The sequence below is a fragment of the Colwellia sp. Bg11-28 genome, from assembly GCF_002836245.1.
GTDB classification, from domain to species: domain Bacteria; phylum Pseudomonadota; class Gammaproteobacteria; order Enterobacterales; family Alteromonadaceae; genus Colwellia; species Colwellia psychrerythraea_A.
This window is the reverse complement of record NZ_PJBA01000006.1, coordinates 631,159-644,744: the sequence shown is the minus strand read 5'-3', so window position 1 is coordinate 644,744 and position 13,586 is coordinate 631,159. Positions and strand designations below refer to the sequence as shown.

The window sequence follows — 13,586 nt, the reverse complement described above, 5'->3', positions numbered from 1 at the left end:
TTAATCAGTACATAACTCGCGTTAATATAAGCATCTACATCGCCTATATTTTCTAAATTAGTACTAACCAATAATGATGACTGAATTGAACAAGCTGATAAAATTAAAAGACTTAGGTAACTTAACTAACAAAACAGTCCCGTTATTAAAAGCATTACCCGCTTTACCTCTCTTGGTTTTTTGTTTGTTTGGCTTTACAGCCCAAATACAAGCCAGTGTGATTAGTCCATTTACTACAAAAGCATTTAGTGACTTTCATCAGTGTGATAAAACGTTTGAATATGATGTTTACTTTCTTGGGGGAAAAGTGGGTTATTTACACCGAAAAATAATGTGGGATAACAGCGCAGCGGCTAGAAAAGCAACCGTAACGTCATTCGGTGAAGTGACTTTTTTTTGGCTTGATTCAAGCTACCAACAACAAAGCGCTATGTACTACTCACCTCAGTCTAATCACTTTTTAACCCCCAGTTTTTCACAAAAACTAACTGGCCTTAAATCAAGAGAAATGATCGCTGAGATGTCTGATAACGGGCTTTCATCAACGGTAACGTTAGATGCTGAAGTTTCTCACTACCAACATAAAAACGAAAATGAGAATAATCCTTTATATGACCTAGATACCTTAGGTGCACAAATTCGGCTCAATTTACTGCAAGGAAAGTCACGCTTTACCTTATTTCGCCAAGGGAGTAAAAGAATTGAACGTTATCAATTTGAAGTAACCGGACAGGAAATCATTGTGCATGAAAAGTGGGGGGAAATAACAACAACTAAAGTGGTTGAAGTAGGAGAACATGAAAATATCGTTTTATGGTTTTCGAGTCAACATGACCATCAACTGGTCAAGGCAGAATTGGATATGATATTTTCTCCAGTAGTCTGGTTATCTCACTTTTCTAAACAATGTGATTCATAGCAAAAACGTGAGCTTTATACCAATCAGATTAATTAATGGTTCAAATTTTAATGAGGGTAAATTTTCAAGAATAAGGCGCTTGATTGAGTAATAGCTGGCTATTGGGATTGAAAGCAACGATGTTATTGAATATTTAGACCATTTAAAGAGATCACTTAGTTAGTCTGATTGGTATTACTAAGTTCTTTGGTTGGTAATGGTCCAGACATCAACATCAAGGTTATTGTCAGCAATAGCTTTGTTTAAACGCTTTAAAAATCTATCTTTGGTTCTTGGATTAACAATTAAAACAATGCCCGCTTTTTTGCCTGTCATGGCTGAATAAAATAACGCCTGCCCTAAAGACTCAGCCCATTTTTTCCCCAATCATATTCAATCGCGTGGGTAGCCGTTAAACAATCAACCAGCGTTTTATCCGCTAAGACATGCTCAACCTCTCCCTGACAATAAGCATCAACAAAGTCTGCTTCATGCCATTTCCCTGATTTAGCTGTCTTTGCTTGAGCCAAAGAACACGTAGACAAAAATGCAATCACAGCGAATAGCTTGAATGATGCGACTAACACACGCGGTATAGAGGAAAATTGTTTAATCATTTATTGAATTCTAATCTTTTATTATTATTGTTACGTATTGATGTTCTGACTGAACGAAATTTTGAATACATCAAGTTCATTATTCGCTGCCTATTGTAACCTAGCGCACGGCCTTTGGCGCGGCTAATTCCAGCATAGGTTTACACTTTTATACACTTTGAGCTGTTATCTCACCATTGTGATGAAATTGTGATAATTCAGTGACCATATAGCGATATCAGTCATTTATACTTTAGGTTAAGTTTAACAAATCAATCGCTCTTCACTGGTTGAGTCAGGATAAAATTATGAAAAATATATTGTTCATCATAGCTCTCGCATTAATCTCGATACTTACCGTTTATGCTGTGGCACCAAAATCCACTGAGTATTCAACAACAAACTCAACGGTTAACTCAACCAATACGCAAAGTGATATCGAAAACATGATGCCAAAATCATCAAACTCAACAAAAGAAATGCCTGCAACCACGCATTTAGATAGCATCGTACTTGGTGCTGGTTGTTTCTGGGGCGCTGAAAAAAGATATCAGGCAATTCCAGGTGTTGTTGATGCTATCTCAGGTTATGCCGATGGTAAGAATGTCAGCGCTAGTTATCGAGAAATTACGCAGAGAAAAAATAAATACAATGAAGATAACCATGCAGAAGTCGTTAAGGTTATTTTTAATAGCGCAAAGGTTAGTTTGGAAACTATTTTACAAAGTTACTATGAGGGACACGATCCAACGCAGCTTAACCGTCAAGGCAATGATATTGGCACGCAATATCGTTCAACTATATTAACGAGTAATGAGCAACAAAATAACATTGCGCTAAAAGTAACGGCTCAGTATCAAACATTATTAAATGACGCAGATTTTGGAAATATCGCCACAAAAATAAGTTCACTTAGTAAGTTTTTTGAAGCTGAGCAATATCATCAGGATTATTTAGCCAAGAACCCAAATGGTTATTGTCCAGATCACTCTACTGGCGTTAAGTTTGATGCTGATGCCAGTAAAACGGGACTAGCCAGTCAAAAAATTGATAATACGCCCTTACTAACTGGCAAACATATTATTGTCATTGAATCAGAAAATTATTGCCCTTATTGTGAGAAATTCAAAAAGAACGTCGCTAATGATTACAAAGGTTCGATTGCAATAAACTTTCGTTTAGCTAGCCAACTTAAAGGCCTAACGATTAAGACTGAAACTTGGGCGACTCCCACTATTATATTTATTGAAGACGGTGAAGAGGTATTTGGTAAGCAAGGATACATGAGCCCTGACTATTTCTATAAAGCATTAGGCGCTTTTAAATTAGGGAAAAGTGAAGCCTTTAATGTCGCGTTTGACGAAGGTACTGATGGACGTTTTTGTAAAGAATATGAAATATTCAAGAACACTCCTGATGGCGTTTTTATAGATAAGCTAAGTGGTGCACCATTATTTGATACTGACGACCGTTTTAACTCTGCTTCTGGTTGGTTATCTTTTACTAAAGCAGTTGACGGTTCAGTTATTGAAAAACCTGATAACCGTTACGGTATGGTACGCACAGAAATTCGCTCTAAAACCTCAGGTATTCATTTGGGCCACGTATTTCCAGATGGTCCGAATGGACAACCAAGATTTTGTATTAACGCCACGGTATTGGAATTCAAAGCAAGGTAATAGTCTTAAAATTACCTTCAGTTTTACGTTAAGTCTTACGTTAAGTTAATAGTAAATGTTTCAATGGTCATTCTCTGCCCTGTACTAAGATGTGAGGTTAATCTTACTGCAGGGCTGACAATGCTCACATAGCGTTCAAACAACAATAAATTCTCTCGTCATTTCATTAACTATTTCCATCTTTGCTATACTTAATCCTAGAGACAAAAGCGTAAAGCAGAGGCAATTATGACAACACTTTCCTTGGTCGTTGGATTATGTGCAATAGCACTTATCATAGGGTATTCGGTTCATGCTTATTATCACTACTTTAAGCACCATTAATTCGTTACTACCGATAGTCCTATCGCTAAAGCACATTAGCGAACGCCATGCATACCACGCTTTAATAGCGGTGATATCAGTAAAACCACTACGCCTGTACCAATACCAATCCACATTAAAAACTCAAACAGCTGTGTATAAATAATAAGATTATCACTCACACTATTAAGCTCTCCACCTTGGGTATCAATGGCCGCTAATTTTCCTAAACGCATGGCCAGCGTTTCAGACAGCGCCGTAGCCAAAAACCACACGCCCATTGATAAACCTACCACACGGTGTATCGCAAGCTTAGTCACTGCCGAAAGACCTACCGGAGAAAGACACAACTCACCCGTAGTATGAATTAGATAAGCTAAAACTAACCACCATAAACTGATTTTCCCAGCCTCATCGGGAAATTGTGCCCCGAACACCAAAACACCAAAACCTAAACCTGCTTGAATAATACCTAAAGCAAATTTTATCGGAAGATTTGGATTTAGCCGAAACTTCTCTAACCATACCCACAATGCAGCAAAAGGTAAGGCCAACATAATAATAAAACCCGCATTGAGAGAGCCAAATTGACCAGCAGATATTTCAATGCCAGCAATATTTCTTTCAACAACTCTATCGGCAAATAACGTCATCGACCCAGCAGCTTGCTCAAACAAGGCCCAAAAAACAATGGTAGAACCGATTAACACCATCAGCACCAGCATTTGATGGAACTCTTCTCTACTACCTTTTAATGCCGCATAAGCGATTAACCCTACGCCAGAAACAATCAATAAAATCTGCTGAGCCGCAAAAACTACGGGTTCATGTTGAATAACGAGCCAAAATACCGACAAACTTAAAATAGCCGTAAAATAGATTAAGTACTCTCTACTGATCAAACCCCAAACTTTCTCGCTCAATACGGCAACATCTGGCGGCTCTGCCAAACCACGTAAATATTTAAGGCCCTTAGTAAACGTCACCAAACCAAACAACATACCTATGCCCGCAGCGCCAAAACCGTAACGCCAGCCGTAGGTTTCCCCTAAGTAAACACAAATAATAGTGGCGGCAAAAGAGCCAAGGTTAATGCCCATATAAAAAATGGTAAAACCCGAGTCTCGACGGGGATCATCTTTACTATAAAGTTGACCTACTATGGTAGAAATATTGGGTTTTAAAAAACCAACCCCAACAACAATAAGCGATAGTGCAAAGTAGAAAACATTCAGCGCCGCTAAATCTTGAATTTTAATCGTTTGTGTTAATAAAGTACCTGCAGTAAGTACCGCGCCATTATTTAGGGTGATATCTGACGTTAACATGGTACCTGCCGCATATTGGACCGCTTGATGGCCTTCTACCGCCATCAATAAATGCCCCAAACAGAGTAGGATTCCACCGAATATCACTGACTTTTTCATGCCAAGATAGCGATCGGCTAACATGCCGCCTATAACGGGCAAGGTGTAAACTAAACCAGCATATGAGCCTAATACTTCCAGGCCTTCTCCGTCAGAGAACAAATGGTATTTAGTTAAATATAAGAGCAGCAAATACTTCATGCCATAGAATGAAAATCGCTCCCATAGTTCAGTAGCAAAACAAATATACAAACCTTTAGGGTGACCAAATAATTCATCTGTATTGACTTGTTTATCAATATCAATGCTATCTGTTTTATCCATATGTTCGCCATTCCTTGCAACAGAGAAAGTAATAAAAGAAGTATAGAGTGACTATCAAACTTATGCGAAAACTGACCTTGCTAAGCAAATTGTTCCGCAGAATAATTAAGCAAAAGTGCTGGTGTCCACGTTTCGCTGAGCAACTTAAATTCTCTTATGAATACGTATGTAGGGGGATTGATAACTATCTTCTCTTAATTTACGCTCAATTTAGTTGCTTAATCAGTAGTAACTTTCAGCCCTAAAAGTTTACAACAATAAAAATAATATAAACGAGGAATGCATGAAAACTACCCCCCTATTGAATAAATTTACCCAAGCATCAATCATCGCCAGTTCACTATTATTCAGTCAAGGTTCGTACGCTGATACCATACTGCACGCTTTTAATTGGACCTATGATGACGTTGCGACCAAAGCGCAAGAGATTGCTGATTTAGGCTACAAAAAAGTCCTTGTTTCGCCAGCATATAAATCTTCAGGCGATCAGTGGTGGGCTCGTTATCAGCCACAAGACTTCAGAGTTATTCATAGCCCTTTAGGCGATACCAACGACTTTAAAGATATGGTTAATGCCCTAAAAGCTAAAGGAGTTGAAACCTACGCCGACATCGTATTCAACCATATGGCGAATGAATCATCTCAGCGCTCAGATTTAAACTATCCAGGCACAGCAGTACTCGCTACCTATGCAGCTGATAGCACTTATTACAATTCAATTAAGTTATTCGGCGATTTACAAACGGGTAGCTATGGCGCAAATGACTTTCATCCCGCAGGCTGTATTACAGACTGGGGCAACCCAGGCCATGTACAATATTGGCGACTTTGTGGTGGCAATGGCGATGTTGGATTACCTGATTTAGACCCGAATAACTGGGTAGTATCTCAGCAACAAGCTTACTTAAAAGCGTTAAAAACTATCGGTGTTACTGGTTTTCGTGTTGATGCAGCAAAACACATGAGCAACTATCACATTAATGCGGTCTTTAATAACGACATCAAAAATGGCGTACATGTTTTTGGTGAAATCATTACCTCTGGCGGCGCCGGCGACAATAGCTACGACGCATTCTTAGCGCCTTATTTAAATGACACTGGCCATAGTGCTTATGACTTCCCATTATTTGCCTCACTGCGTGGTGCCCTTGGTTTTGGTGGTTCAATGAATCAACTTGTTGACCCAGCAGCCTATGGACAAGCATTAACACCTGATAAAGCGGTAACCTTTTCAATAACCCATGATATTCCAACCAATGAAGGTTTTAGGTATCAAATATTGAATGCCACCGATGAAGTGTTAGCCAACGCCTACATAATGGGCCGTGATGGCGGTACGCCGATGATGTACTCAGATCATAACGAAAGTAACGACAACAACCGTTGGTTAGATTTATACAAACGTTCAGACGTTGCTGGCATGGTGAAGTTTCATAACACCGCGCAAGGCCATGGTATGCAAGTGATGAGCTTTAACGACTGTATTATTTTATTCAAACGTGACCACATTGGTGTGGTGGGTATTAACAAGTGTGATAACGGCCAAGATGTGTGGGTTAATACCGCAGAACACAATTTATGGTGGAATAAAAATTACCGTGATGTAGTTGAAGGTGTTGATGTACAAAACATTAATAGCCAATGGCATAAGTTTTACTTACCAGGGCGTAAAGCGAGAATGTGGTTAATGGAATAAGCCCCAAAACACATTTGCTCTATCACAAACGCTACTATTTACATTAAGGTAGCGTTTGTCATTTCAGGCATTTTATGAATGCTGAAATTTAGGCGGCATCACGGTTGCCTTCCCTTCAGCGACCACATTGCCATCTTGATTAACTAAGGTGCAATGTAATTTAACAATGTTTTTTTCTTTGATCAGTTCAACCACTTCACAGGTTGCTATTACCGTATCACCGATAAAAACTGGCGCTATAAATTTACTTTCTTGCCCCAGATATATCGTGCCTTCACCTGGCAGCTTTTCCCCTAACAATGCCGAAATAGTACTTAATACAAACGCGCCATGAACAACACGTTGCCCAAAGACACTATTTTTCGCTGCAATGTCATTAATATGTACGGGATTCCTATCTCCTGAAATTTCCGCAAATAACATCACATCGGAATTGGAGAAGGTTTTTTCGAAATGATCTTTTTGACCTAGATGTAACTGCTCAATTGTAAAAGACAAATTAGCTCCTTTAATTCATACGATGACCATAGATAAAGCGATAATAGCTTAGTATGGTCTCTTATCAGCAATATCCCATAATTTCATAGTATTATAAACTACGAATAGTTATTTTTGTATCACAGGTAAAATCAACCTGAGCCAAGCGCATAGGTAGGTTAATTTTAACTAAGCGTTCATGCTTATTGTATTGCTTAGTTATTCACAAATTATCTATTATTAAAACAAGAGTCTGTATGTTAAATAGATTTTGGGTCTATACTGGCTTCTATACCCGCTCCACTTGATTGGTAACGGGTATAATTACTGACCGTATAGGCTAAATAATTTAATCAACTTGGTATCCCTTTTGAGTATTCCAGACCTACCCAATAACCACGCATTAGCCGTTTTATTGATTACCGTATTTGCGTTGTATTTATTTCGCCGAGAAGATACCCCTTTAGAAACCTCTTCGTTGGCTGTTATAACAATACTGTGTTTACTGTTTGCACTGTTTCCATTTTATGTCGATGGCAACCATTTCGAACCAAGCTCATTGTTTTTTGGTTTTGGCCATGAGGCCTTAGTTACCGTTTGCTCATTAATGATTATTGGTCATGGTATTGTCAGTACAGGGGCTTTGGAGCCTATTGGTCGATATTTGGCTAAGTTATGGAAAATAAGCCCTAGCTTGTCATTATTGTTAACACTTATTCTTGGTGGAGGGTTAAGTGCCTTTATAAACAACACACCCGTTGTTGTGCTATTACTGCCTATTTTAATCAACGTATCTTTACGCACTCAAACAGACTCATCCCCCATGTTACTCCCAATGGGATTAGCAACCTTGGTGGGTGGAATGACCACCACAATAGGCACCTCAACTAATTTATTAGTCGTGAGTATTGCAAAAAATATGGGGGCAGTTGAATTTGGATTATTTGACTTTATTCAGCCAGCACTTATTGCCTCTGTGGTAGCTGTACTTTATTTATGGCTAATTGCGCCTAAACTTTTACCGAATAGAACACCATCAATGCCTGATACGTCTCCTCGATTATTTAGTGCTTATCTTAATATAAACGAAGAAAGTGATGTTAACGATAAAACCATTGCCGAAATAATTAAATTGACCGATGGACAGCTCAAAATAGAATGTATTCAACGCGGTCCAGACTATCGAAATATCATACCTTTACCTGATACGGTACTTGTTACTGGTGATCGATTGAAGGTTCACGATTACCCTGATCGCCTTAAAGAATTCGAGACAGTGTTAGGCGCAACCTTATTTTCTGGGCTGCATAAAGTTGATGAAGAACATCCATTAAATGCTGACAAACAAACCTTAGCAGAGATTGTCATCATTGCGGGCTCTGGTATTGAAGGAAAAACCTTACAACAAGCAAATTTCATTCGCAAATATGCTATTTCAGTAGTTGCATTACATAGAGCCGGTAAAGCAATGGAAACGGGGCGAAATAGCATTGGAAATACGCGTTTGAAGATTGGTGATGTATTACTCGTACAAGGAGAAACAGAGCAAATTGATTTATTAAAAGCTAAACAAGGCATGTTAATAATAGATGGCGCTGAATCGTTACCTCAAACGAGCAAAGCGCCGGTGGCATTAGGCACATTACTCGCCGTCGTTTTATCTTCAGCATTGGGGATTTTGCCTATTGAGATTAGTTCAGTATGCGGTGTACTCATATTATTACTCACTAAATGTTTAAATTGGGAAGAAGCCGCATCAGCCTTAAGTACTCAAGTTATATTAATTGTTGCCGCGTCACTGGCTTTAGGCTCCGCGATGATGACAACAGGAGGCGCTGAATATATAGCACAGGTTTTTGTCGCTTTATCGTATGGACTGCCTCCGGGAGGAATTTTATCGGCTTTAATGCTGTTATTAGCCATATTAACCAATATCGTTTCTAACAATGCGGCTGCGGTTATTGGCACTCCCATTGCTATTTCTGTTGCTAGTCAACTTAACCTTTCACCCGAGCCATTTATTTTAGCCGTTCTATTTGGTGCCAACTTAAGTTACGCAACACCAATGGCATATAAAACTAATTTATTGGTGATGAATGCTGGTGGTTATCAGTTTTCTGATTTTATGCGTGTGGGTATTCCGTTGATTTTACTCATGTGGGTAACACTTTCCTTCCTTTTAAATTGGCTCTATTTATAAATGTCATCTTCAAAAAGCATCTGCGAAGGAAATGGATACCTGTATTTAAGATAAAATGTGATAGATATCGAAAATAAGGTTAAATGCTCGATATTTAAGTTATTATCATTATAGCTTTTTAAATCTTCTATAAATTAAATTACATGCCTATGTAGATCAATCAAGAAAGAGAAAATACCGTCATTCCCGAGATGTCTTGTCGGGAATCCAAAACGCCAGACAATGGATCTTCGACTAGACACTTCGAAGATGACGAAATTAATGAACTCCTGAGCCAACTACATAAGCATGTTAAATTATGACACCACTAGTATTTCACCCTATTTATAGCCAACTTGAATTACCCATTAGACATCGATTTCCAATAGAAAAATATGTTGGAATACGAAATGCACTTGTCGCAAATGGAGTTCCTAATAATTGGTTTAAAAAACCAACACCTGTTAATCCCGATAATGTTAAAACCGTTTATGATCCCACCTATATACATCAGTTGATTAATAATCAATTAGATCCTAAAGCGATGAGAAGGATAGGTTTCCCTTGGTCTCAACAATTGATTGAACGAACACTAACAGCTGTTGGTGGCACTATATTGACCGCACAATTAGCCTTACAACATGGAAAATCACTAAATTTAACGGGTGGTTATCATCATGCTTTTGCTAATTTTGGCTCTGGGTTTTGCATGATTAACGATTTATATTTAGCCGCATTAACCATGTTACAAAATGATAATATCAGCAAGGTACTAATATTTGATGCTGATGTACATCAAGGTGACGGAACAGCAAAGTTAGCATCAAATAATCAGAATGTTTTTACGGTTTCAATTCATGGTGAAAAAAATTTCCCACACCGTAAACAAGTTTCAAATTTAGATTTTGCATTGCCGAAAGGAACAACAGACAGTCTGTATTTGGAGACAATAGATAATGCTTTGAATAAAGCCTTTTCTAGCTTTAAGCCTGATGCAGTAATTTACGATGCGGGAGTAGATATTCATTGCAATGACGATCTTGGTCATCTTGATATTTCTACTCAAGGTGTTTTAGCGCGTGACAAGCTAGTTTTTGATTACTGTAAGCTTAAAGGTATACCAATCGCTGCGGTCATCGGTGGTGGTTACCAAAGAGATATTGAAGCGTTAGTTAATGTACACCTACAACTTTTTGTTGCTGCTGGTGTTATTATATAGGGTATTCGACTATATGAAGACTTGGATTATGCCATTAGCCCGACCCTATTTCATTGGTAAACACAAAACAACGCGAGTCCAAATTCTGGCCGAGGTTTAGGTTATATTACTCAACAGGAAACCACTAAGACCTTCCTGCTATTCGTGCGTGAACAAGGCAAAGATGAAAACGGCAGAACGATGGGTTTTGTTAACTTTGGCCCTGGCGATTTTGTCAAATATGAAGGCAGTCAGCCAATGAATATCACATGGAAACTTAAACATCCCATGCCAGCATATTTGTGGCATGAGACGGCTAAGTTGGCGGTAGGCTGATTATTAAGTTTCCATTATTATGGAGCACTTATAAAAAATCCTGAGAATAGACCGATTATATTAGTATTTAAAACATTCACTTTTGCCACAAAGCCGACATTATGCGGGAACCTGAATTGATGCGTCTAGATTAGATTTTGTATCGATAACACCCATTTAAGGGGCTGATAATTGTTTGCTAAAATGTGTAGCGAAGCGAAACCGAGCAAACTGCTAGCAGTCCCACTTTAAATTCTTGTTAAGTTACTATTACACCAATTCTATCATTTCTAAAGTCGTCGCTGATCCGGTTATTACTGCTACAAAGCTATTTTCAAATACATTACTAAAATTGTTATCTGCGATAGTAATTCCTCCGAGCAATTGAATTGCCCAAACTGACATTCCTTTATCAATATCGCTCAGCATACCTTTGTACCTAACCGTATTATCACCTAAAATTTTATTGACCCTGTTCTGTGATGCTGTGTTAAATAACCCGTCAATAATTTCGAGGCCATACCCAGATGGAGTAAAAGCCTTATGTGAGCAATTTAGTGGTAACAATTTCTCCCAGTGATGCCACATAAGCCCTATTGCAATATATGCACAAAGTTCATCTAACTTTTTAAAGTCTAATGAAATAGTAAGAGCACTTCTCGTTCCAAGTTGTGAATCAGGTATTTGTTTACGACTATAAGAATTTTCAAGCTCTCTGTGCAATTTTTGATTTTTAGATAGTCTTTTACTTACATCAACAGAAAGCGCTGTTTTGGCATTATCGTGAGTTGCACCAAATGGGAGGGTAGCAGTTATATAATGTTCAAGTTTCGATTTAGCATTATTGCACTCGGTGCATGAAGGAACTTTCGGAAGGTTATCCCTTTCATGCGTTTGGAATAGTTTCCTTGGAAATACATGGTCAGCTGTAGTCGAGTTATTTTTTCGACAATAAACACAGATTTTATTACGAAATTTTTTGCTTCCTGCCACGACAACTCCTTAGTAACTTAACGCCCAAATAATGGGCAAAAAATAGTTGGTTAAAATAAGCGACGCAGGAGCAAAACCAACTGTTTTTTGTCCTGATTGATTTGCTTGTTATATGGCTACGCTCAGACTGACGCTAGCAATTACAATAGCTAAAAGTGCTATTGCTGTATTAAATTGAAATACAGATTTATTTTCAATGTCTGACACTATTTTATCTACCTCGCTTAAGCTTACGAACACTGCATTTCTAACCGAGAATATTACTGTTAATTGATTAGCAAGAAGATCCATTGCATTGGAACCGTCATAAATTTTGATGAATCCATGAAGCTTTGTATCAATCTTATTTAAAAGGTTTCTTATTCTTAGCCTTTCATCATTATAAGATTTTAATTTAGTACAACGTATAGCTTTCAATATATTTGGTTTTATAGTCATAACAGAGCCCATCACGTCGATAATATCACTATTGATTTCACCTAAACTTGTATCGATAGCTCTTAACTCTTCATTTGATATTCTAGTCATACTTTCTCAATATTTATTGCCATATAACAGCTTATTATGGAGACTTCTCAGCAATATCCATCCCATAAGCTTTAATTAATTCGTATTAATATCCCATAATTTCAAAGCTTTATAAACAATAAATATTTTATTTTTATCTAATATAGAATTTGAGACTATTCCCCATAAAATCAATAGATTAGGATGTTAGATGGGTGTTTTTAGGTTATTACTAAGACTTCTCAGTAACATGACATAAAATATTCATTAGAAAATATATGGCAAATAATTAAATGCTAACGTCTATAATGCGCACAACCGTGAACATTAGCACTGAGCCATACTTATAGTCCCTTTAATCAAAGGAGCACTATTATGTACAACATAATCCCTTACACCCCAAAACCTAGTTGGAATAAAGGAAAGCTTGTTGGTCAAAAACTTCCCCTTAAACTTGAGGAAGTTTGGTCTATTAGAACCAGGCTTGATTTGGCAGATAACCTTCGTGAATTAACAATGTTTAATTTAGCCCTCGATTGTAAATTAAGAGCATGTGACTTTATTAAACTCAAAGTGTCGGATATTGCGCATGGGAAAAATATTCAATCACGAGCAATGCTAATTCAACAAAAGACAGGAACTCCTGTTCAATTTGAAATAACCAAAAAAACGAGGGCAGCTTTACAAAAATGGATCTCATTTAGATCACTTCGTTCCAGTGATTATTTATTCGGAAGTAGAGTAAAAGATGGTTTCCATTTAACGACTAGGCAATACGCAAGAATAGTCAAAAAGTGGATCGCTAGTATTGGCTTGGATATAACATCCTACGGTACTCACTCAATGAGGCGTACTAAAGCAACCTTGATTTACAAAAAAACCAAGAACCTGAGAGCCGTTCAGATTCTGCTTGGTCATACAAAACTAGAAAGTACCGTTCGCTACCTTGGTATAGAAGTCGATGACGCACTTGAACTGTCAGAAACTATCGATATTTAAATCACAAATAACACAAGAAGCATGGACGCTTCCTGCCACCTTGCAGACGTTAGCT

General features: G+C 37.9%; 12 protein-coding genes and 1 pseudogene. 7 read left to right on the top strand and 6 right to left on the bottom strand.

Annotation, left to right across the window (positions count from 1 at the left end; all coding sequences use genetic code 11):
• Nucleotides 1–85: 85 nt before the first annotated feature.
• Nucleotides 86–919, top strand: a complete 834-nt coding sequence (locus CXF79_RS09760) for a DUF3108 domain-containing protein (protein ID WP_101156247.1) — start codon at nt 86–88, stop codon at nt 917–919.
• Nucleotides 920–1,096: 177 nt separating this feature from the next.
• Here CXF79_RS09760 and CXF79_RS23375 read toward each other — a convergent pair whose 3' ends face one another.
• Nucleotides 1,097–1,285 (bottom strand): hypothetical protein, encoded by a 189-nt coding sequence (locus CXF79_RS23375; RefSeq protein WP_157825864.1) that lies wholly within the window; start codon nt 1,283–1,285, stop codon nt 1,097–1,099.
• Nucleotides 1,258–1,515 (bottom strand): hypothetical protein, encoded by a 258-nt coding sequence (locus CXF79_RS09755; RefSeq protein ID WP_101154796.1) that lies wholly within the window; start codon nt 1,513–1,515, stop codon nt 1,258–1,260. The genes CXF79_RS23375 and CXF79_RS09755 overlap by 28 nt, the downstream gene beginning before the upstream one ends.
• 425 nt (nt 1,516–1,940) lie before the next feature.
• Between CXF79_RS09755 and msrA the strand changes: the two genes are divergently transcribed.
• Nucleotides 1,941–3,173 carry a peptide-methionine (S)-S-oxide reductase MsrA gene (msrA, locus tag CXF79_RS09750; RefSeq protein WP_232769206.1) on the top strand — a complete coding sequence of 411 codons (1,233 nt, stop codon included), beginning with the start codon at nt 1,941–1,943 and terminating at the stop codon, nt 3,171–3,173.
• Nucleotides 3,174–3,532: 359 nt separating this feature from the next.
• On the opposite strand, the gene CXF79_RS09745 is transcribed toward msrA, so the two are convergent.
• Nucleotides 3,533–5,167, bottom strand: coding sequence for a peptide MFS transporter (locus CXF79_RS09745; RefSeq protein WP_101154794.1), 1,635 nt, complete (start codon nt 5,165–5,167; stop codon nt 3,533–3,535).
• A gap of 283 nt (nt 5,168–5,450) precedes the next feature.
• Here CXF79_RS09745 and CXF79_RS09740 point away from each other — a divergent pair, with 283 nt between their 5' ends.
• The gene (locus CXF79_RS09740) at nt 5,451–6,863 is read left to right on the top strand and encodes an alpha-amylase family protein (protein ID WP_101154793.1); all 1,413 of its coding nucleotides are present in this window, start codon (nt 5,451–5,453) and stop codon (nt 6,861–6,863) included.
• Nucleotides 6,864–6,935: 72 nt separating this feature from the next.
• On the opposite strand, the gene CXF79_RS09735 is transcribed toward CXF79_RS09740, so the two are convergent.
• Nucleotides 6,936–7,361, bottom strand: a complete 426-nt coding sequence (locus CXF79_RS09735) for a MaoC family dehydratase (protein WP_101154792.1) — start codon at nt 7,359–7,361, stop codon at nt 6,936–6,938.
• A 349-nt stretch (nt 7,362–7,710) separates the two neighbouring features.
• Between CXF79_RS09735 and CXF79_RS09730 the strand changes: the two genes are divergently transcribed.
• The 3 genes and pseudogenes from CXF79_RS09730 to CXF79_RS09720 form a co-directional block, all read left to right on the top strand.
• Nucleotides 7,711–9,540: an SLC13 family permease gene (locus CXF79_RS09730; RefSeq protein WP_101154791.1), complete on the top strand. Its 1,830-nt coding sequence runs from the start codon at nt 7,711–7,713 to the stop codon at nt 9,538–9,540.
• A gap of 298 nt (nt 9,541–9,838) precedes the next feature.
• Entirely contained in the window at nt 9,839–10,738 is a 900-nt protein-coding gene (locus CXF79_RS09725) for a histone deacetylase family protein (RefSeq protein ID WP_101154790.1), read from the top strand.
• A 24-nt stretch (nt 10,739–10,762) separates the two neighbouring features.
• A pseudogene (locus CXF79_RS09720) lies at nt 10,763–11,053 on the top strand (DUF3427 domain-containing protein); the annotation flags it as partial.
• 249 nt (nt 11,054–11,302) lie between these two features.
• Here CXF79_RS09720 and CXF79_RS09715 read toward each other — a convergent pair.
• Nucleotides 11,303–12,025 carry an HNH endonuclease gene (locus CXF79_RS09715; protein ID WP_101154789.1) on the bottom strand — a complete coding sequence of 241 codons (723 nt, stop codon included), beginning with the start codon at nt 12,023–12,025 and terminating at the stop codon, nt 11,303–11,305.
• A 108-nt stretch (nt 12,026–12,133) separates the two neighbouring features.
• On the bottom strand, nt 12,134–12,553 hold the full coding sequence (locus CXF79_RS09710; RefSeq protein WP_101154788.1) for a hypothetical protein: 420 nt from the start codon (nt 12,551–12,553) through the stop codon (nt 12,134–12,136).
• 354 nt (nt 12,554–12,907) lie between these two features.
• Between CXF79_RS09710 and CXF79_RS09705 the strand changes: the two genes are divergently transcribed.
• Nucleotides 12,908–13,531 (top strand): tyrosine-type recombinase/integrase, encoded by a 624-nt coding sequence (locus CXF79_RS09705; protein WP_101154005.1) that lies wholly within the window; start codon nt 12,908–12,910, stop codon nt 13,529–13,531.
• The last annotated feature ends 55 nt before the right edge of the window (nt 13,532–13,586 follow it).